Raw genomic sequence first — 19,587 nt, 5'->3', positions numbered from 1 at the left:
CGCGCCTCGTCCGGGTTTATTCCACGCGACGGTATTTATTTTTCCGAACGTGGAATAACCTCCAACGGCGGGCGTCTCCCTAGTCCACAGCGTAGTGACTAGTAGAATTTCATGAGCGAATTCGACGAACAGTTGAGAGAAATCATTCCCAGATTGCGCCGCTTTGCCGTGTCACTGACACGCAACAGCAGCAGCGCCGACGATCTGGTGCAGGCGTGCCTTGAGCGGGCCCTGTCGAGTTGGGGCGATAAACGTGCCGACGGCGACTTGCGTGCCTGGCTGTTTGCGATTCTGTATCGGCAGTTTCTCGACGCCCATCGCCGCGCCCGGCGCTATGCGCGCATGCTCGAATTCTTCACCGGTCGCGACGATGCCGAACCGTCGGTGGAGCGTACCGTCATCGCCCAGTCGACCCTGCAAGCCTTCGACCGCCTGCCCACCGAGCAGCGTGCCCTGCTGCTGATGGTCTCGGTGGAAGGCCTTTCCTATAAAGAGGTCGCCGAGATTCTCGGCGCCCCGATCGGCACCGTGATGTCGCGCCTGTCCCGCGCCCGCCAGGCCTTGCGCCAACTCAGCGACGGCGAAATCAGCAGCCCTTCTTTGCGGATACTCAAATGATCAGCCTGCCTCCCAACGAGCGTGACCTGCACGCCTATGTCGACCACCAGCTCAGCGACGCCGACAGGCGTGTGCTGGACACCTGGCTGGCCAGTCACCCCGACGAAGCGGCGCAGGTTCGCGCCTGGCAACAGGATGCCCAGCAACTGCGCGCGGCACTCAGCGGCGCACTACAGCAACCGGCCAATCCGGCGCTTGACCCGGCGATGATTCGCCAGCGCCGCCAACGCCAGGCACGGCGGCATCTGGCCAGTGCCGCGGTGCTGCTGATCGCGGTCAGCGTCGGCGGCTTCAGTGGCTGGCAGGCGCGGGAAATGACCCTCGTGCGCCCGCCCATGCTGCCAATGACCGACGCCTTGCAGGCCTATCGCCTGATTGCCCAGCAAGGCATGTTGCCGGCTGATTACAAGGTCGACAGCGATGGCGACATGCAGCGCTGGCTCGACCGCTATTTCAACCGGGCCAGTCGCTTGCCCGATCTGAAGGCGGCCGGGTTTGAACCGGTCAGCGGGCGCCTGCTCAGCACCGACGAGGGGCCGGCGGCGATGGTCATGTATGAGGATGGCAGCGGCCATAAAGTGAGTTTCTACGTGCGCCCGCCGGGGCCGAAGAACACCTTTTTGCCGCGTGGCACGCGCAGTGACGGAGATTTGCAGGCCGAGTACTGGTCGGGCGGTGGCTACAACTACGCGATGGTCAGCCCGGTCAATACACCGGCGGCGCAACAGCTCAGGCAATCGCTGCCATTCTGAAAACACCGCTGTTCTATGTAGGAGCTGCGGCACGCTGCGATCTTTTGATCTTGTTCTTAAGGGCAAGATCAAAAGATCGCAGCCTCGTTTCACTCGACAGCTCCTAAAAAGGATCGTGTCAGCTCAGAAACCCACGTCCAAAACCACATTGTCCAGATACGTGCCCGCCGGCGGTGTGGACTGGTCGGTGTAGATCTTCGCGTTGTAGTTGAAGATCTGACTGCCTGTGCCCAGCCCGTTACCCGGATTGACCTCGGCATCGGTACTCGCCCGCCGCGCCGCGCCGACACTGCCCCAGCGCGTGGTGCCGGCACTTTTGAAAATGTCGTAGGCCAGATAATTGCTTCCGGAAATCATCCTTCGCCGGCCGCCGACACTCACAGCGTTCTGCCCGTCACTCAGCCCCACGGTGTAGGCACTGCCCTTGGTGCAGGCCAGATTGATCGTCTGTCCGGTCACCGGCGTAAAAGCGCTGACCACCGGCGCGCTGCCGAAAGCAATGTTCGGCGCAGTAATCGTGCAGTCATTGGACACCGTCAGGTTCACCGTCAACGAAGTCGTGCCGCTGGCGATATCGCGCCCGAGGCAGATGGAGCCGATGCCGATCCCCGAGCAGTAATTCCAGTTCCAGAAAATGCTCAGGGTCTCGGTGTAGATCCCGGCGGCGACGTTGCTGCCGATGGTTGTACCGAGGTAGAGCGGCACCGTTTTCGGCGTCGTACCGTTGAGCAGGCCGAGGGCATCGATGATGCCGTTGCGCGCAAAGTCGAAGGCCGTGCCGCGAGTCAGCGGGTAGCTGGTGCTGTTGTTGGCGTAGACCGTGTAACTGATGACATCACCGCTCGGCCCGACCAGACCACTTTGAGTCGAAGACACCGTGCCCCAGAAATGGTCGTTGCTGGTCAGCAAGGACAGCAGCGAACCGGTGCAACTCAAACCTGCGTTCAGGGTGGAACTGGGCTGCGACGTCGTGCGCACGGCAATCGAACTGAGCGTACCGAACGCCGCCGGCGTAGTGCTGACCACCGAACACGCGGCCTGCACCGCCGCAGGCAGCATCAGCGCCAGCAACAGAAACCAGCGTGCGCCGATCATTGGCACACCAACGGGCCAATCAACGGCACCTGGTCATGATTCAGATCGACGCTGAACTGCGCCTGACACGTCTTACCGTCGGCCAGCGTCACCTGCAGCGAGTTCTGCGCCTGCAGGTTTTCCAGATACACCAGCCCGTCCCAGCCGACCACCGTCCGCGTACCGCTCTGCTCATGCAGCACGCCCGCGCCCAGCGGCAGTTCGCGCTGTTGCGTGTCGACCAGTACGATGCTCGCGGCAATCACCCGGGTCAGTGGAAACTCCAGCAGATAACCGCTGCCGCGCCTTACCGCGATGCGTTGTTCGACATTGGGACTGCGTACGTTGGCCGGCAGATTCAGTGGATCGATTTCATACTTGCCACGGTAATAGGCGCTGCTCCACGGCACCAGCAGATGACCGTTCTTGTCGGTCTGACCGACCTGCTGGTTTTCGTAGCGCACTGGAATGTCGGCAAAACCGTCGGTGCTGACTACTACAAACGCGTCGTCGATACGATTTGCCGCGAACACCTGACGGTCCATCCATACCAGCGAGCCACTGGCATCGGCCCAACGGGTTTCGGCGTCGGAAGTGCCGTAGACACCAGCCTGCAACTGCACCGATTGCAGACGCCAGGTGACGTCGGCCTGACGATAATCAGCGCCGTCACCCTTGGCGTAACCGAGGTTGAAACCCACGCCGCCTTCGCTGGGCACCGCGCGACTGTAGTTGATCCGTTGCTGGCTCTGCCCGGTTTTACTGCGATCACTGCTGATCGCCAGACTGCCGCGCAGATCGAACGGGATCACCAGTTGCGCCTGCATCGCCCAGTTGCTGTCACCGATTTCGCGGTTGGCCGACAGGTAGAAGCTGCTGTTGCGCCACAGCGGTTTGCTCCAGCTGAGGTTGAGCAGCCGCGTGCGCGAGTCGTCCGCCGCGCGTACATCGAAATAACCGGCGCCGAGGCTGCCCCAGCGGTCGAGGTTGAGGCTCAGGGTCGCCTGTTCGCTGCGCCGACTCAGGCTGATGTAGGGGCTATCGACCACGCTGAGGTCGGCGTATTGATCGTGGCGTTGCAAGCGTTGGTACGAAAAGCTGAAGCGCTGATTGCTGTACTGATAGCCCAGGCTCAATTGCTGACCGCCCTCGCCATCGAAGCGGCTTTGACTCAGGGCGCTGTTGAGTACGCCAAAATTGCCCAGCCGCAGGTTGCCGCCGAGGCCGCCCAGTGTCAGCGAATCGGCCGCTTCGGCATGGCTTTCCAGGGTGAAACTGTCGCTGACGCCATAACGCAGGCTGCCGGAGGTGACACCCGGGCCGTAACTGAAATCCTTCAAACCGTAGTCGCGACGTAACGTACCGGCGGCCACGGAAAAATCGCTCAAGCCTTTTTGCAGCAAAGTGCTGGTGACGTAGAACGGCACCGTGGTCGACACCTGCCGACCCAATGCATCGGTGGTCACCACCACCGCTTCGCCTGCGCCGTTGATGAACGGAATATTGGTCAGCGTGTAAGGCCCCGGCTGCAAATCTGCGCTGCTGGACTTGTAGCCATTGATGAACAGGTCCACCGATGACGGCACCGCCGCTTCGCCGGCAAATTGCGGCAATGGATACGTGACCAGATCCGGGCGCACGGCAAAGTCTCGCGAGAACTGCACGCCGCCCAGCCGCACCGAACTGCTCCACGGCAGCGCTCCGCTGATCACGTCACCGGCCTCGTAGGTGAGCATTCGCTCGTCGTCGGAGTAACGCCATGTGGTGTCGTAACGCAGGTAACCGTTGTCCAGCGTGTTGAACGAGTCAGCGGACAACGTACGCCGGTATTGCCCGGTGTTGGACAACGTGCCCCAGCTGTCGAACAGCCGCACTTCGTTCCACGCCGCCAGATACGTACCGGCATCGTCGGTGTCATTGAGGTAGAGGTCGTAGTTGAACAGCGCGCCGAAGCTGCTCAGCGCCGGGGTGCGCGGGTAAGCCTGGCGATTGCCGATGAACTGTTCCGGCAGCCAGTCCGGCGGCACGTCCAGCAGCAAGCGCTGGCCGACGCTGTCGTATTCACTGTGCAACCCCGCCAGACTGTCCAGATCGACCTCGGCGCCGAGGCTGTCGGGCAACTTCATGCCGGTTTCGCGCAACGCGGTCGCCGGCACGAACAAGCGCCCGTCGCGCTGCTGCACCGCCACCACGCGACCGGTATTCATCTGGTTGACCACCAGTTCCAGAAACAACTGTGCATCACTCACGGCCTCCATGCCGCTCGGTGGCGGAGGCAGATCGCCGGCCCCGGATGGTTGAACGAACATCAGGCAACACGCGCCGGTGATGAGCCACAACGGACGCTGAATACGGCGAACCCGTCCCGGGTTCATACGCGTTTTACGTCCGTCAATGGACTGAATCCTCCCTGATTCCGCTTTAGCCGACGTCAGATGCCTGTGCTACGACTGACTCAATTGGCAGGTGTAATGCTCTGCACCTGCGGCGCGCCGTTCACCCGCACCTGCAACGCCGAATCACCGGCCAACGGCCCCGGTGCCGGCCAGCGCATCACCGCGCCCGGCAACACATAACCCAACAATCCTTCGGCCAGCGGTCTGCTCTGCCCTGCCTGCTTGATTGCCACGTCGGTCAGTCGCGCATGCACCGCGCCCTGATTACGCACTTCGACATAGGGCTTGCCGTCGACTGCAACTGTGCGCCAGCTCAATTGCGGCAGGCCGACACCCTTGGGATCACGCACGCGGCTGCTGTCTTCCTTGCTCCACAGCCCGGCGCCGTAGGCAAACAGCGGCACCGAGTAGCGCATCTGGAAGCGGATCGCTGCTGCTGTTTTACCGCCGTCGGCAGTCGCGGGTTGTGCGGAGGGAATTTCGTCAATGATGATCCGGTAGGCCAGTTCCTGCCCCGGCGGCACTTCCTTGGTCCGGGTCAGGCGGACCAGTTGTTTTTGCCCCGGCTCGATTTTCGCCACCGGCGGGCTGCCGATCACGTCGCGCTGGTTCTGGTATTGCTCGGTGAACCCACTCTGGCTCCAGCCGAACACACGGATCTGCAGATTGGCGGTTTCGCTGCCGCGGTTTTCCAGCCACAGCGCACTGGCCTGTTGATCAGCCTCCAGCACCGGATCGATCGGCCAGATCAGCACCGAACTGGCCGCGTGTGCATTGCTGGCCCCAAGCATGACCAACGCCCACATCGCGCAACGCACGCGCGAGTGCCGTGACGTAACTGACCCCATAAACCTGCTCCTTGTCGGCCATTCAACTTCGCCTTACCACGACAGCTGCACCTGCAACACGTCGCTGTACGTCCCCCCAGGCTGATTGCCCGGCAATTGCACCTGACCGTAAATCGGCAGGCTGATGTTGTTCGCATCGCTGTAGGCCACCGCCACACTCTGGCCGATGCCCAGGCTCTGGCTGTAGGCCGCATCGCTGAACAGCGCATACGCCACCCGCGCGCTGCCGCTGTTGACCTGCATGTGCCGGCCACTGCTGTTGTACTGACCGCCATCGACGCTCATGCTCAGCGTCACGCCCGGCGTGCATTGCAGTTGCACCCCGCCGGTCAGCGCGACCTGCACGGTGCCGGTGGCCAGTGCCGAACGCGAACCGAAATTCAGCCCGCCATAGTTCGACACCCCGCCCACCACCAGACACCCCGCGGTGACCGTTGCGCTCACCTGAAAAGTCTGGCTCGTCGCGGCGGTCAGCGGCAGCGGCGCACTGCCCGCACAGAGCAGAACCAGCGCGGCACAGCCATGGCGGCGCATGGCATCAGAACGTCAGTTCAACAGCGACGGTGTCGGTGTACGTCCCCGCTGGCAAACCGGCCTTGCCCACCGCCTGCCCGTAAATATTCACCGTTTGCGCGACACCGGTACTGGCGGCGAGGTTGATCGTCCCGTCAATCGCCAACAGTTGTGAGTGCCCGGCATCGGTGTACAAGTCGTACGGCACATAATTGGCGACACCGTCGTACAACGCTCGTGTGCCGCCCGGTGACATGCCGTCGTGGGCACCGGCACGCACCTTGACCGTCGGCGTGGTACCGCTGGAGCAGAGAATCGACAAGGCCCCGCCACCGCCGCCCAACACTTGCCCGGTGGCCGTGGTGAACAGGCTGTTGGCGGTACCGAAGTTCAACGCACCGAAGTTCAGCCCGGTGGAGCCGCCAGCGCCGTTGACCTCACAACTGCTGATCAGAATCAGACTGGAGGTGATCTGGCCGGTGACCGTGGTGGCGGCGTTGGCACCGGAAACCAGCGCCAGGCCGAGCAGCGACAAACCTATCCTTGATGCAAACGTACGCATGGTGTCCGTCCTCTACGGGGTTACCAGTCGAGCGTCACCGTCAGGGTGTCGGTATAAACCCCTGCCGGTACCGCGCGGGTGTTCGCCACCACCGAGCCAAATACCGGAATGGGTATCTGCGCACCGCTGGTGACAGCGAAATTATGTTGCTGGCCGATGCTGTAACTGCGGACACCGGAGGGATCGACGAACAGCTGATAGGGGATGGTCTGGCGGCCGTTGCTCAGGCGCCGGGTATTGCCGTCACCATGGGTGCCGCCGTCGATGGTGACAGTGAAACCGGTGACCGAAGGGTTGCAGGCGACATTGAGCTTGCCGCTGCTGTCGCCATCCAGACTGGCCTTGATCGGTGCGTTCCAGGTAGGCCCCTGAAGACCGAAATCAAGGGTGCCGAGGGCACTGACCGGACTGTCGGGCGTGCTGGTATTGGTGACTTCGCAGCCGGCAATCAGGATCAACCGCGCATTGATTTGCCCGCTCATCGCCGCTTGCGCGTCTTCGGCGAGCAAGGCCAGCGTACCTGCCGCCACCACCATCCAGTGTTTGCCTGTCATTGCGCCCGTCCCTGCTCCTTTACGCTGACTCCATAACCGCGCTCATCCTTGAACGCCTTCCTTGCGCACCCGCGTCCATCGGTTGCCTTGAAACTGTGATCACCAGGTGACCGTCACCTTGACCAGATCCGTATAACGGCTGACCCGTGGCACCTCAGCCAAACGCTCGATCCGCGCATACAGCGGCAACTCCACCGTGCCACTGTCCGGCACCCGCCCGCTGACCGGCACATCTACCTCCAGCGGTACCCGGCGCGCCGCGTCCTGATACAAGCGGTACGGAATCGGTTTGCTGCCGGCCGAACCGGCCATGTAGCGGACTTCACCGACACCCCCATGCAAGCCGCCATCGACGCGCATCTGGTACGGCGTGTCCGGGTTGCACTCCAGCCGTGGCAGGCGCTGATTGGTCAACGCGGCGGCCAACGGCCCGGCCAGGTCATCGAGGCGCGCGGTGCTGCCGAAGTCGAGCACGCCCAGTTGCTCAATGCCGGCGCTTCGTTGCTGGCCGATCAACTGACAGCCGCGCTGCACGTCGACACGCACTTCAACCTGAAGATCCGCCGCGCAGACGGGCGCAACCAGTACGCCCAGCAGCGCGATGCCCCCATGTACATTCACTGCGCCGTTCCTTGTCAGTAATCACTTGCGACGTCGTTTCTGTGATTGAGGTTAGCAACGGTCAACGATTCCGCCAGTCGATTGGATCCACAAATCGCCCAGAAGATGTTTCGAAAGGTTGGCAGCAGGTCGGGCCAAGTCACTAGAAATAGCTATACGTGCCACACAAATTTGTTCAATTACCGCCCTCTCTCAACGCATCGCGGTGGCTGGCCAAGTCAGTGTCTGGTTACACTAAATCGCCGCGCTCTCGGGCGCCGGTTTTGACGAACACGGAGACGCCGACAGTGCCTGCCCACCCGCCGAAACGATCGCGACTGATCCAGCGCTGGCCAGCGTTGCGCCGCTGGTTCGGCAAGGGTCTGCCGGCCAGCGCCGGGCATGACGCCAGTGCCCAGTCGATCCGCGATTACTTCCGGCACAAGGCCGGCGGCCAGGGTTACACCCTCAGCCACAGCCAGCAGCGCGTCATCGAGTGCATGGCGCAGCAGGCCAGCCTGTTGTTTGGCGCCAGCAGCCGAACAGCGCCAAGCCTGTATCTGTTCGGCGCGGTCGGGCGTGGCAAGAGCTGGCTGCTCGACGGCTTCTTTCAGGCCCTGCCGATCACCCAGAAACGGCGTCTGCATTTCCATCAGTTCTTCGCGCAATTGCATCAGGGCATGTTCAGCCATCGCCAGCAGGACAATGCCCTCGAAGTGACCCTCGACGAACTGCTGCAGGATTGTCGGGTGCTGTGTTTCGACGAGTTTCATGTGCACGACATCGGCGATGCCATGCTCATCACCCGGTTGTTCAAGGCGTTGTTCAAACGGCGGATTCTGCTGTTGGTCACTTCCAACTATGCCCCTGAAGGTTTGCTGCCCAATCCGCTCTATCACGCCCGCTTCAAACCGGTGATCGAACTGATCAATACCCACATGCAGGTGATGGAAGTCGGCGGCCCGCACGATTACCGCAGCCAGACGCGCCACGCTGCGCACCAGATATTCACTCAAGGGCATTACGTATGGCCGGCCACGCCAGCACAACGCGCCGCCCTGGATCTGCCGCCTGCCGAGGCACCGGCCGTTACGCTAACGGTCGGCACCCGGCAGATTCAGGCGCGCTTGTGTGAAGAGCGGCGTGTCGGTTTTACCTTCGACGACCTGTGTGAACAGCCAACGGCGGTCATGGATTATCTGGAACTGTGTCGCCGTTTCGACCGCTGGATCATCGAAGATCTGCCGGAACTGGGCAAATGCTCGATCGCCGCGCAACAGCGCTTCATCAACCTGATCGACGTGCTGTACGACCAGGACAAGCACCTGACGCTGCTCGGCCGGCTGCCTTTGTGCACGAGCCTGGATGGCCAGGCCATTGACCTGGCGCGCACGCGCAGTCGGTTGGGGCAGTTGCAGGAAGTGCACGAACCGACCTGAGCACGCCATTCCCCTGTGGGAGCGAGCCTGCTCGCGAAAGCGCCCTATCAGTCAAAACATCAGCTTCTGACACTCCGCCTTCGCGAGCAGGCTCGCTCCCACCAAGGGCAACTGAAGTTTCGCCGCCTATCCAATTCAAACCCGGGCTTTGCCGTTATCATGTCGCCCATTCCCAGCGCCCCAGCGTCGCTCCACCGATCAATAGCGAACACCAACATGCACACCCTTGCTCAATTACGCGCCGGCGAGTTGTCGGGCATTACGCGTCTGGATCTGTCCTGTGGCCTGAGCGAATTCCCGCGGGAGATTTTCGACCTGGCCGACACCCTGGAAATCCTCAACCTCAGCGGCAACGCCCTGAGCAGCCTGCCGGATGACTTGCACCGTCTGACGCGCTTGCGGGTGCTGTTCTGTTCCGACAACCCGTTCACCGAACTGCCGGTCTGCCTCGGCCAATGCGCTGCGTTGACGATGGTCGGTTTCAGGGCCAACCGCATCGTCAACGTACCGGGAGCCGCCCTGCCGCCGCAGCTGCGCTGGCTGATCCTCACCGACAACTGCATCGAAAGCCTGCCGAGCGAACTCGGTGAGCGCCCTGCCCTGCAAAAACTCATGCTGTCCGGCAACCGCCTGCAAGCGCTGCCGCCCTCGCTGAGCAACTGCCATCGTCTGGAGCTGTTGCGCATCTCCGCCAACCGTCTGACCGAGCTGCCACAGTGGCTGCTCGCGCTGCCGAGCCTGACCTGGCTGGCCTACGCCGGTAACCCGCTGGAAACCGAGGCGGACGCCGCCGCACTCGAGGCGACGGCGCAAATCGCCTGGTCGGCGCTGCGTCTGGAGCAACGCCTGGGCGAAGGCGCTTCGGGGGTGATTTCCCGGGCGAGCTGGCAACGCGACGATGGCTCAGTCACGCCGGTTGCGGTGAAGTTGTACAAAGGTGAAATGACCAGCGACGGCTCGCCGCTGCACGAAATGAATGCCTGCATCACCGCAGGCCTGCATCCCAATCTGATCCGTGTCGAGGGTCGCATCAGCGGTCACCCCGACGGCCAGCAAGGATTGGTGATGCAATTGATCGATCCGTCGTTCCGCAACCTCGCCGACCTGCCCAGCCTGGCGTCCTGCTCGCGGGATGTGTACGCCGATGATTGCCGGTTCAGTGCCGAGGTCGCGCTGAACATTGCCAAAGGCATCGCTTCGGCAGCCGAACACCTGCATCGGCAAGGCATCACCCACGGTGATCTCTACGGGCACAACATTCTGTTGAACGAGCGCGGCGATTGCCTGCTCGGGGATTTTGGCGGGGCTTCGTTCCATGCGGTCGTCGACACAGCAGAAACGCGCGCGTTGCAACGCATCGAAGTGCGCGCGTTCGGGATTTTGCTGGGGGAATTGCTGGCGCGCATCGACTCAGGGTTGAGTGATGAGCAGCGTACGGTGCTTGAAGAGCTGGAGCGGCGTTGCTGTCAGGCGGATGTGCTGGCGCGGCCTGGGTTCGGAGAGGTTATCAAGCAACTTGAAGGTCTGTGACCGCAGCGCGGTCAATTGCTGGCAGGCTAGCGCCTACAGGGGATTTGTGAACGCCACAGATCCGGTGTGGGAGCTAGCCTGCCAGCGATGAGGCTATCACTGACGCAGTCGATCAGCCCGCCAGACCAACAAACATGTCCTGCACGTCATCATGGTTGTCGAGGCCTTCGAGGAACGCTTCAACTTCAGCCATCTGCTCGTCGCTCAAACCGCTGACCGGGTTTTTCGGCTGGTAGCCGAGCTTGGCCGACAGCACGGTAAAACCCTGCTCTGGCAGTGCTTTCTGCACCGAATCGAGGTCAGTCGGGTCGGTCAGGAACAGCGTCGCGCCGTCTTCACCGGCTTCGAAATCCTGCGCACCGGCTTCGATCGCGGCCATTTCCGGATCGGCGTCCGGGGTATCCGGCGAAGCCTCGATCATGCCGACGTGGTTGAAGTCCCACGCCACGGAGCCGGAAGCCCCCAGTTGGCCTTTACGGAACGCGACACGGATTTCCGCGACGGTACGGTTGATGTTGTCGGTCACGCACTCAACGATCAGCGGCACCTGGTGCGGGGCGAACCCTTCGTAGGTCACGCGATGGTATTGCACGGTTTCACCCAGCAGACCTGCACCTTTCTTGATCGCGCGGTCCAGGGTTTCCTTTGGCATCGAGGCTTTCTTGGCCTGTTCGACCACCAGACGCAGGTGTGCGTTGGTGGCGGTATCGGCACCGTTGCGGGCAGCGATGGTGATTTCCTTCACCAGTTTGCCGAAGATCTTGCCCTTGGCGTTGGCTGCCGCTTCTTTGTGTTTAACCTTCCACTGTGCGCCCATTACTCACTCTCTTGATCTGTGGCGCCGAGACATCTATTGGCCGACGCGTGGCGCCAAGTTTATACGGCCTAAAGTCGGCAATCGACCAAAAAAACACAATGCAGAATCGACATCTTCACCAGGGGTTGTAGGGCGATTCTGAAAAACGGCTTTGACATGACCATTCAGCGCTGCGGTTTCGTACCCTCTCAGGCCCGTATTGCCTGACAGAGCCTGTCCGAATGCTCAATGACAAGGAAAGTCCTTTTACCCTGACCCTGACCGACAGCGGTCTGTGCCTGCCGGTGGTGCGCTTTCACGGCGAGGAAGCACTCAACCAGCCCTACCGTTTCGACATCGAACTGATCGGTTTGGCCCCCGCCGTGGCGCCGGGTACATTCCTGCACCAACGGGCCTTTCTGCGTCTGGACGACCATCATGGAATCCACGGCGTGATCGACAGTGCCAGTTGCGAACATCGCGGTACGCACCGGATCGGCTATCGACTGACTGTTGTGCCGCGCTTGCAAAGCCTTGCCGAGCCGAGCAAACGGCGAGTGTTTGTGCATCGGAGTGTGCCGCAGATTCTCCAGCAGTTGCTCACGGAAAATGCCCTGCCCGTTGACAGCTACCGGATCGAAATGACCGTCGGCCAATACCCGATCCGGCCTTTTTGCATCCAGTACGAAGAAAGCGATCTGGCGCTGCTGCACAGGCTTTGCGAAGAGGAAGGTATTCACTATCACTTTGAACACCGGGTGGACGAGCACGTTGTCGTGTTTGCCGATGACAGCCTCAGTCTGCCGCAAACGCCAGTACTGGTTGCGTTCAAGGCCTGCGAGCAAACGCCTTCACCCTGCATCAGCTCGCTGTACCAGCATCATCACGCCGCCCCCATCGCCACGCTGCATGCCGTGCGTAACCGAGGGCAGCGGGCGATCAGCGACGAGGCCGCCAACCACATCACGGCCAGTCCCCTGCCGCAGGCATCTTCCCTCGAACAACGACACCACGAACAACGCTGCCGTCGACATCTGGAACGGCAACGCTGTCAGCATCGAACGATCAACGGCCGCAGCGACCGGGTTGGTCTGCTCAGTGGGCACTTGCTGCAAGTGTCGGAACATCCGATCAGTCACTTCAACGAACAATGGCGGCTCACCGCGACAAGTCATCACGGGCAACATCCGTCGATTCTCGACCCGACCCCGCCCCTGCACCGCTATCACAACGATTTTACCGCCCAGCCGTGGTCCAGCGATTTTCGTCCGGCGCTCAAACAGGCTCGCCCAAGTATTGCCGGGTATCACCTGGCGCAGGTACTCGGACCTGCCGGACAACCGGCGCAGCTCGATGAACAGGGTCGAGTTGCCGTCCGGCTGTGGCCCTCGGAACCTCTGCAATCGCCTGATGACGACGCGGTCTGGCTGCCCATCGCCATGACCCGGGCCAATGGTCGCATCGCCTGCGATGAACTGCCCTGCGCCGGCAGTGAAGTGTGGGTGAGTTTCCTTGACAGCGACCCCGACCGGCCGATTCTGTGTCTGGGCAACTCACGCAAGCCCACACCTCGCGAAGCGCCCGCACGTGACAACCTATTGCTCGACTGGCTACTCGACAGCGGCGCACGCTGATCCCGTTGCAGGAGCTGCCGCAGGCTGCGATCTTTTGATTTTGATCTTAAGATCGCAGTCTGCGGCAGCTCCTACATCAACACGCCGTGCTTCAGGCTTTGTCAGCCTTACCCGCCGCTGCGGCGAATTTCGCCAGACGCACATCCAGATGCCGGGGCCGCCGCCCATGGTCCTCGGCGCGTTCCTTGCGGCGAATGGCGTTGCGCACCATTAAAGAACCGAGATAGCGAATCGGTTCCGGCGGAAAATAACCCAGCGGCCCGTTGACCAGCGGCGAGCGCGTCCACGGGTTGTCCAGTCCTTGCACCAGCGAAGCGAGAATCTGCCCGCCCATATGACACGGGCCGACGCCGCTGCCCGAATAGCCGAAACCGTAAAACACATTGCCGGCGCCGCTCATCTGGCCGAAGAACGGCAAACCGGTGACCGAGCGATCCGACGGGCCGTTCCAGGTGGCATCGACTTTGACATCGGCAAATGCCGGGAAAAAGTCCGCGAGGCTGTTTTTCAGCAGGCCCGCATAAGGCGATGGCTGATCGAACACCGGCAGCATTCGCCCGCCAAAGGCGAAGGTGTTGCCGCCCTTGCCGAGCATGATGCGGCCGTCCGGGGTGTTGTGGTAGTAGTGCACGAAAATCCGCGAATCAAGCACGCTGATGCCGCTGGTCAGGCCGATCTGCTGCAACAGATCCGGGCGCGGTTCGGTGATCAGCATGTCGCTGGAAACAATCGCCACGCTGCGCTCGAATTGCGGAAAAGCACGGGCCATCCACGCATTCATCGCCAGCACCACGCGATCGGCCACGACGCTGCCATTCGGTGTTTGCAGGCGTGCCGGGCGCCCTTCTTCCAGCCCGGTCATCGCCGTGCCTTCGTAAATCTTCACGCCCAGTTGCAACGCCACCCGACGCAAGCCTCGCACCAGTTTGCCCGGTTGCACGCTGGCCGCCGCCGGCGAAAACCAGCCTTCCAGATGCTTGCTCGAACCGGCCATACGCTGCACGTCGGCGACCGGACGCTGGGTGAACGAGTTGATGCCGTTGCGCTCCAGTGCGGCGATCACCGCGTCGGTCGAACCGACTTGCGCGCGGTTGGTCGCGGTGTACAGCGTGCCATCGAGGCGGTAATCGGCATCGACGCCGTACTGTTCACAGAACTCGCCGATCGCATGGATGCTGCGCTCCGACTCCTTGACCAGGCGCACCGCTTCCTCGACGCCAAACAGGCGCTCAAGGGTGAAATACTTCGCCGACCATGACAGCGCGCATCCGCCATTGCGGCCACTGGCGCCGGCGCCGCAGATGTCCGCTTCGATCAGCAAGACATCGAGTTCGGGGTTCTGTTGCTTGAGCATGATCGCCGTCCACAACCCGGTGTAGCCGCCACCGACGATGCACACATCGGCGCGGACTTCGCCCTGCAACGGCGGGCAAGTTTGCGCGGTGTCGGCCAGCAAGGCCTGCTCCAGCCAAAACGGTCTCATGGGGTTTCTCCAGTCAGTAGGCCACAACACAGCCTGCCGCAAGCGCCGCAGCAGGCCGCGAGGCAAGAGGGTTCAGGAACGCAGGGGTTTGATCGTCAGCGGGCAATTGGGGATTGAGGCGCGCGGTTCCATCACGCCAACCGGACGGCTGTTCCAGTGCGGAATCAGCACCAGCGCCGAGAACAGCGCACAACCGGCGAAAACAATGAACACCGTCACCGAATCGAAGTAGCCCGGCAACAAACCGCCAAGCACCGCGCCAACCGAGCCGCAGCCGTTGACGAAACCGGCCGCCGTGGCGCCGGCCTTGGCTTTGCCGAAATCGATCGCGGCGGCACCGCTGATCATCGAATCCGGGCCGTACAGGGTCAGGCCCATGACAAACAACAATGCGACCACCAGCAAGACACTGCCGGTGTGCAGCGCGGCCATGAACAGCGCCAGCGTCACGGTCAGCGCCAGCAGGCTCAACACGCAGGCCGGCATGCGCCGGGCACCGAACAGTTTGTCCGAGGCCAGGCCGATCAGGATCGGCCCGAGCAACCCGGCCAGTTCAAACGAAGTGGGAATGATCGCCGCGCCGACCTTGCCGACACTGGGCATCTGTTCAAAGACAATCACCGGCCCCCACAACAGAATCGCGTAACGCGCCGGTTTCAACATGAAATACGCCAGGCCCAGTACCAGCACCGTGCGGTTACGCAGGATTTCCTTCAACGGCTCCCAGACGCTGAGCTTGCTGTTGGCTTCGGTTTCTTCTGCGGTCAGCTCAGGTTCTGGCTCGACCGCCGGCAAGCCGACGTCTTCCGGTTTGTTGCGCTGGAAGACAAAGAACAACACCGCCACCACGGCAACCACCACCGCGCTGGAAATGAACGCCGCGTGCCAACTGCCGACCAGCGTGTACGCCCACCAACCGGCGAACGGCGACGCCACCAGACCACCGAACGCGTAGCAGGAACTCCATAGGCCGAGCACCCGTCCGCGCTGCTGGGAGGGGAAAAAACTGCCGAGGTTTTTGCACAATCCCGACCAACCGGTGGACTGCGCCAACCCCTGAATCAACATACAAGTGGCGAAGATCGGTAGCGTGGCGTAACTGCCCATCACCAGCGCTGCGGCGGCGGAAATCAACAACCCGCCGAGTACCACGACCCTCGGACCAAAGCGGTCGGCGAGCATGCCCCAGGTGAATTGGCCGATGGCGTAAGCCGCCAGATAGATCGCATCGAGGTTGGCCATGGCCATCTTGTCGAGCATGAAGGTGGGGTCTTCGGCGATACCGAGTTTGGCCACCGAAAACGCTTTGCGGGTGAAGTAGAAAGCCGCGTACGCCAGCCAGGTAATCGCGAAAATCTGCACGCGCCAACGCGCAATGGTGCCGATGTGCTTGTTCATGGTGGTTCTGACCTCAGGGTGTGAGTGTGCCGGCAGAATCGTTAAGAAAAACGCCTGTGTTTTTATTGTTGAGCACTGCGATATCACCCCGTCCCTACGGCGATATCGGTCAGATGAGTCCTGCGGTTGCACGCACAGGCTCATGGCCACCGTGCGGCCCGAGAAGGCAGTCAGCGATGGCGTGAGCCGATCAAAGCAATTACTGTTTAATAAATAAAATCGATTTATCGTATTTCACACATAAGCTCAGCTTGTTACTGACTGAGCGATCAGGTGACTTCATGTCGGTGTCCCACGCCCAACTCAAAGCCTTCCACGCCGTGGCCGTGCATGGAAGCTTCACCAAAGCCGCCGAGCGTCTTTTTCTCACGCAACCGGCGATATCCGACCAAGTGCGCAAGCTCGAAGAGCGTTTTGGCGTTTTGCTGTTTCATCGCAATAAACGTTCCGTACGCCTGACTGACTTGGGCGAACGCTTGCTGGCGATCACGCAACGGCTGTTCGTGATTGATGCCGAAGCCCAGGAATTGCTGCAGGAGTCCCAGGCCCTGCAGACCGGCAGCCTGATTCTCGCAGTGGATGCGCCGGTGCACGTGCTGCCGCAGATCGCGCGGTTCTGCGAGCGCTATCCGGGGATCAGCGTGAAGATCGAGACCGGCAACACCGATGAATCGTTGTTTCGCCTGTTCAACTATCAGGCCGATCTGGCGTTGCTCGGGCGTGATGTCAGCGATGAGCGCTTGCTGTGTGTGCCGCTGCGCAATGATCCAATGGTGGCATTTGTTTCGCGCAATCATCCGTGGGCCACGCGTGAATCGATCTGCCTGGCAGACCTGGATGACACGCCGCTGGTGTTGCGTGAACACGGTTCGGTAACCCGGCAGACGCTGGAAGAGGAAATGGCCAGGGCGGGGTTTCGCATTCGCCCGGCGATTCAGGTGGAAGGCCGGGAAGCGGCGCGTGAGGCGGTGGTGGTCGGGATTGGCGTTGGCGTGGTGTCGGCGGCGGAATTTGGCGCAGATTCGCGGGTGTGTGCGTTACCGATCGTCGACTGCACCCGTCGATTGACGGAGACACTGGTGTGTTTGCGCGAGCAAAGCAATCGACGGGTAGTGGCGACCTTCCTCGAAATGGTTCGCGACAGCCTTGTGTAAGTAATATCGGCCCCATCGCTGGCAAGCCAGCTCCCACAGGTTTCCTGGCTGTACACAGCACCTTTGAACGACCGAGAACACTGTGGGAGCTGGCTTGCCAGCGATTGGGGCGACTCGGTGTATCAGACTGGCGCAAGACCAAAGAACGCCTGAATCAAACGCAACTCCCGCCGCCGCTCCATGCAGCCGATCATGTGCCGATTGACCAGCCCTTCGCCGGCAATCGGAATCGCCACCACGCGCGGGTCATGGCTGACCTCAACCGATGAAACCACGCCAACGCCCAGCTCGGCCGCCACCGCTTCGGTCACCGCCTCACGGCTGTCCAGTTCCAGCAACACCCGCGGTTGGATCGACGCCTGCGCACAGGCCTGATCAAACGTGCGCCGGGTGATCGAACTCGGCTCACGGAGCACCATGATCACCTGATCCAGTTCCTTGAGTTTCACTTCCCCGGCGCGCATCGCCCACGGGTGCCCTGCCGGCACCAACGCGCAAATCCGCGACTCGCTCAGTGCTTGCAGATGCAGGCCTTTGCGCGGTTCGACCTCGGTCAACACCGCCACGTCCGCGTGTTCCGACAACAACGCCGCCAGGGTTTCCTGGGCATTGCCCAAACGCAGATTCACCGTGATTCCCGGATACCGCGTGCGCAGGCTGGCGAGCATCGGCATGACCATGTGCGGCCCGTCCGCCGCCACCTCCAACCGCCCGGTGAGCAATTGCCGGTTGGCCTCGAGCATTGTCTGCGCCTCTTCTGCGAGGCCAAACATCGCTCGGGTAATCGCCGCGAGTTTGGTGCCCTCCTCGGTCAGTTCCACCCGTCGCGCGGTGCGCCGCAACAGGGTGATCTGGTAGTGCTCCTCCAGCGCCTTGATGTGCCCGGTGACCGCCGGCTGACTGATGAACAAACGCGCGGCGGCGCGGGTGAAGCTGCCTTCACGGGCCACGGCGTCGAAGGCGCGGAGCTGGAACAGGTTCATGAATAACTCTCGCTGATGGCTGGCATAACAACAAACAATTTGATTGATGCAACGGCGAATTGCAACGTATGCCCCGTAGCTTCATCCCACAGCGCTATCCGAGGACACACGAATGAGTATCGCCGAACCCATCCTGCTCACTCCCGGCCCGTTGACCACTTCGGCCCGCACCCGCCAGGCGATGATGGTCGACTGGGGGTCATGGGATGACCGTTTCAATCAACTGACCGCCAGCCTTTGCGAACAATTGCTGGCGATCCTCAACGGCGCCGCGACTCACCACTGCGTGCCATTACAGGGCAGCGGCACGTTCGCTGTCGAAGCGGCCATCGGCACTTTGGTGCCGCGTGACGGCAAAGTCCTGGTGCTGATCAATGGCGCCTATGGCAAGCGTCTGGCGAAGATCTGCGAAGTGCTCGGGCGTTCGTTCAGCACCTTCGAAACCGCCGAAGATGAACCGACCACCGCTGCCGACGTTGACCGTCTGTTGCGCGCCGACAGCACCATCACCCACGTCGCCCTGATCCACTGCGAAACCAGCACCGGCATTCTCAACCCGCTGCCGGAGATTGCCGAGGTGGTCCAGCAACACGGCAAACGCTTGATCATCGACGCCATGAGTTCCTTCGGCGCACTGCCGGTGGACGCGCAGCAAGTGCCGTTCGACGCGCTGATCGCCGCGTCCGGCAAATGCCTGGAAGGTGTACCGGGGATGGGGTTTGTCTTCGCTCGCAAAGAATCCCTGGCCGCTGCCGCCGGTAATTCACATTCGCTGGCAATGGACCTGTATGACCAGCACACCTACATGAAGAAGACCGGGCAATGGCGCTTCACCCCGCCGACCCACGTGGTCGCGGCGCTGCACGAAGCGCTGCTGCAATACAACGAAGAAGGTGGCCTGCCGGCGCGGCATGCGCGCTACGCCGCCAACTGTCAGGCGCTGATGGACGAGATGGGCAAACTGGGTTTGCGCAGCTTCCTGCCGGCGGCGATTCAGGCGCCGATCATTGCCACGTTCCATGCGCCGCAAGATCCGCGTTATCAGTTCAAGGACTTCTATGAACGCGTGAAGGCCAAGGGTTACATCCTTTATCCCGGCAAATTGACTCAGGTCGAGACCTTCCGTGTCGGCTGCATTGGCCATGTCAGCCCGGACGAAATGCGCCAGGCCGTTGCAGCGATCGGCGAAGTGCTGCGCGAGATGGAAGTCCTCGACATCTAAACCCCATCCTAAATCCCCTGTGGGAGCGAGC

Annotated in this window: 18 protein-coding genes; 7 read left to right on the top strand and 11 right to left on the bottom strand. The window is 61.8% G+C overall.

All coding sequences use genetic code 11. From position 1 onward, the window contains the following. The first annotated feature begins 111 nt into the window (after positions 1–111). Positions 112–618: a sigma-70 family RNA polymerase sigma factor gene (locus M9827_RS19130; protein WP_250606630.1), complete on the top strand. Its 507-nt coding sequence runs from the start codon at positions 112–114 to the stop codon at positions 616–618. Then, positions 615–1,370: an anti-sigma factor family protein gene (locus M9827_RS19125; protein ID WP_250606629.1), complete on the top strand. Its 756-nt coding sequence runs from the start codon at positions 615–617 to the stop codon at positions 1,368–1,370. Before M9827_RS19130 ends, M9827_RS19125 begins: the two co-directional genes overlap by 4 nt. 123 nt (positions 1,371–1,493) lie before the next feature. On the opposite strand, the gene M9827_RS19120 is transcribed toward M9827_RS19125, so the two are convergent. The 7 genes from M9827_RS19120 to M9827_RS19090 form a co-directional block, all read right to left on the bottom strand. Beyond that, positions 1,494–2,465, bottom strand: coding sequence for a Csu type fimbrial protein (locus tag M9827_RS19120; protein WP_250606628.1), 972 nt, complete (start codon positions 2,463–2,465; stop codon positions 1,494–1,496). Continuing rightward, the gene (locus M9827_RS19115) at positions 2,462–4,819 is read right to left on the bottom strand and encodes a fimbria/pilus outer membrane usher protein (protein ID WP_250606626.1); all 2,358 of its coding nucleotides are present in this window, start codon (positions 4,817–4,819) and stop codon (positions 2,462–2,464) included. The genes M9827_RS19120 and M9827_RS19115 overlap by 4 nt, the downstream gene beginning before the upstream one ends. Positions 4,820–4,899: 80 nt before the next feature. Further along, a complete protein-coding gene (locus M9827_RS19110) occupies positions 4,900–5,688 on the bottom strand; it encodes a fimbrial biogenesis chaperone (RefSeq protein ID WP_250606624.1) in 789 nt (262 codons plus the stop codon). Positions 5,689–5,721: 33 nt separating this feature from the next. Next, on the bottom strand, positions 5,722–6,222 hold the full coding sequence (locus M9827_RS19105; protein ID WP_250606622.1) for a Csu type fimbrial protein: 501 nt from the start codon (positions 6,220–6,222) through the stop codon (positions 5,722–5,724). Between the two features lie 4 nt (positions 6,223–6,226). After that, positions 6,227–6,763, bottom strand: a complete 537-nt coding sequence (locus M9827_RS19100; RefSeq protein WP_250606621.1) for a Csu type fimbrial protein — start codon at positions 6,761–6,763, stop codon at positions 6,227–6,229. 20 nt (positions 6,764–6,783) lie between these two features. Beyond that, the gene (locus M9827_RS19095) at positions 6,784–7,317 is read right to left on the bottom strand and encodes a Csu type fimbrial protein (RefSeq protein ID WP_250606620.1); all 534 of its coding nucleotides are present in this window, start codon (positions 7,315–7,317) and stop codon (positions 6,784–6,786) included. A 99-nt stretch (positions 7,318–7,416) separates the two neighbouring features. Beyond that, complete coding sequence (locus M9827_RS19090; protein WP_250606619.1) at positions 7,417–7,938, bottom strand: Csu type fimbrial protein; 522 nt, start codon at positions 7,936–7,938, stop codon at positions 7,417–7,419. Between the two features lie 287 nt (positions 7,939–8,225). Between M9827_RS19090 and zapE the strand changes: the two genes are divergently transcribed. Both zapE and M9827_RS19080 read left to right on the top strand, forming a co-directional pair. After that, positions 8,226–9,356 carry a cell division protein ZapE gene (gene zapE, locus M9827_RS19085; protein ID WP_250606618.1) on the top strand — a complete coding sequence of 377 codons (1,131 nt, stop codon included), beginning with the start codon at positions 8,226–8,228 and terminating at the stop codon, positions 9,354–9,356. Between the two features lie 216 nt (positions 9,357–9,572). Next, positions 9,573–10,886 (top strand): leucine-rich repeat-containing protein kinase family protein, encoded by a 1,314-nt coding sequence (locus tag M9827_RS19080; RefSeq protein WP_250606616.1) that lies wholly within the window; start codon positions 9,573–9,575, stop codon positions 10,884–10,886. Positions 10,887–10,998: 112 nt separating this feature from the next. Here M9827_RS19080 and M9827_RS19075 read toward each other — a convergent pair whose 3' ends face one another. Beyond that, a complete protein-coding gene (locus M9827_RS19075) occupies positions 10,999–11,703 on the bottom strand; it encodes a YebC/PmpR family DNA-binding transcriptional regulator (RefSeq protein WP_123450896.1) in 705 nt (234 codons plus the stop codon). A 221-nt stretch (positions 11,704–11,924) separates the two neighbouring features. Here M9827_RS19075 and M9827_RS19070 point away from each other — a divergent pair, with 221 nt between their 5' ends. Beyond that, on the top strand, positions 11,925–13,316 hold the full coding sequence (locus M9827_RS19070; protein WP_250606615.1) for a type VI secretion system Vgr family protein: 1,392 nt from the start codon (positions 11,925–11,927) through the stop codon (positions 13,314–13,316). A gap of 91 nt (positions 13,317–13,407) precedes the next feature. Here the strand turns inward: M9827_RS19070 and M9827_RS19065 are convergent, their stop codons facing one another. Further along, positions 13,408–14,799 carry an FAD-dependent oxidoreductase gene (locus M9827_RS19065; protein ID WP_250606614.1) on the bottom strand — a complete coding sequence of 464 codons (1,392 nt, stop codon included), beginning with the start codon at positions 14,797–14,799 and terminating at the stop codon, positions 13,408–13,410. Between the two features lie 72 nt (positions 14,800–14,871). After that, positions 14,872–16,197, bottom strand: coding sequence for an MFS transporter (locus M9827_RS19060; RefSeq protein ID WP_250606613.1), 1,326 nt, complete (start codon positions 16,195–16,197; stop codon positions 14,872–14,874). Positions 16,198–16,478: 281 nt separating this feature from the next. On the opposite strand from M9827_RS19060, the gene M9827_RS19055 reads away from it, so the two are divergent. Beyond that, entirely contained in the window at positions 16,479–17,351 is an 873-nt protein-coding gene (locus M9827_RS19055; RefSeq protein WP_250606612.1) for a LysR family transcriptional regulator, read from the top strand. A 122-nt stretch (positions 17,352–17,473) separates the two neighbouring features. Here the strand turns inward: M9827_RS19055 and M9827_RS19050 are convergent, their stop codons facing one another. Continuing rightward, positions 17,474–18,334, bottom strand: a complete 861-nt coding sequence (locus tag M9827_RS19050; RefSeq protein WP_250606610.1) for a LysR substrate-binding domain-containing protein — start codon at positions 18,332–18,334, stop codon at positions 17,474–17,476. 112 nt (positions 18,335–18,446) lie between these two features. Between M9827_RS19050 and M9827_RS19045 the strand changes: the two genes are divergently transcribed. Then, complete coding sequence (locus M9827_RS19045) at positions 18,447–19,556, top strand: 2-aminoethylphosphonate--pyruvate transaminase (RefSeq protein WP_250606608.1); 1,110 nt, start codon at positions 18,447–18,449, stop codon at positions 19,554–19,556. Positions 19,557–19,587 lie beyond the last annotated feature (31 nt).

It is taken from the genome of Pseudomonas sp. AKS31, from assembly GCF_023634765.1.
GTDB lineage: Bacteria > Pseudomonadota > Gammaproteobacteria > Pseudomonadales > Pseudomonadaceae > Aquipseudomonas.
Note: the sequence above shows the minus strand (reverse complement) of the source record. Positions and strands in the feature narration are given on the sequence as shown.

Bases quoted from the DNA above. Each gene is read 5' to 3' on its own strand.
- M9827_RS19050 (WP_250606610.1), bottom strand. From the start codon at position 18,334: ATGAACCTGTTCCAGCTCCGCGCCTTCGACGCCGTGGCCCGTGAAGGC.
- M9827_RS19060 (WP_250606613.1), bottom strand. From the start codon at position 16,197: ATGAACAAGCACATCGGCACCATTGCGCGTTGGCGCGTGCAGATTTTC.
- M9827_RS19045 (WP_250606608.1), top strand. From the start codon at position 18,447: ATGAGTATCGCCGAACCCATCCTGCTCACTCCCGGCCCGTTGACCACT.
- M9827_RS19125 (WP_250606629.1), top strand. From the start codon at position 615: ATGATCAGCCTGCCTCCCAACGAGCGTGACCTGCACGCCTATGTCGAC.
- M9827_RS19070 (WP_250606615.1), top strand. From the start codon at position 11,925: ATGCTCAATGACAAGGAAAGTCCTTTTACCCTGACCCTGACCGACAGC.
- M9827_RS19055 (WP_250606612.1), top strand. From the start codon at position 16,479: ATGTCGGTGTCCCACGCCCAACTCAAAGCCTTCCACGCCGTGGCCGTG.
- M9827_RS19065 (WP_250606614.1), bottom strand. From the start codon at position 14,799: ATGAGACCGTTTTGGCTGGAGCAGGCCTTGCTGGCCGACACCGCGCAA.
- M9827_RS19110 (WP_250606624.1), bottom strand. From the start codon at position 5,688: ATGGGGTCAGTTACGTCACGGCACTCGCGCGTGCGTTGCGCGATGTGG.
- M9827_RS19075 (WP_123450896.1), bottom strand. From the start codon at position 11,703: ATGGGCGCACAGTGGAAGGTTAAACACAAAGAAGCGGCAGCCAACGCC.
- M9827_RS19115 (WP_250606626.1), bottom strand. From the start codon at position 4,819: ATGAACCCGGGACGGGTTCGCCGTATTCAGCGTCCGTTGTGGCTCATC.
- M9827_RS19120 (WP_250606628.1), bottom strand. From the start codon at position 2,465: ATGATCGGCGCACGCTGGTTTCTGTTGCTGGCGCTGATGCTGCCTGCG.
- M9827_RS19100 (WP_250606621.1), bottom strand. From the start codon at position 6,763: ATGCGTACGTTTGCATCAAGGATAGGTTTGTCGCTGCTCGGCCTGGCG.
- M9827_RS19105 (WP_250606622.1), bottom strand. From the start codon at position 6,222: ATGCGCCGCCATGGCTGTGCCGCGCTGGTTCTGCTCTGTGCGGGCAGT.
- M9827_RS19130 (WP_250606630.1), top strand. From the start codon at position 112: ATGAGCGAATTCGACGAACAGTTGAGAGAAATCATTCCCAGATTGCGC.
- M9827_RS19095 (WP_250606620.1), bottom strand. From the start codon at position 7,317: ATGACAGGCAAACACTGGATGGTGGTGGCGGCAGGTACGCTGGCCTTG.
- M9827_RS19080 (WP_250606616.1), top strand. From the start codon at position 9,573: ATGCACACCCTTGCTCAATTACGCGCCGGCGAGTTGTCGGGCATTACG.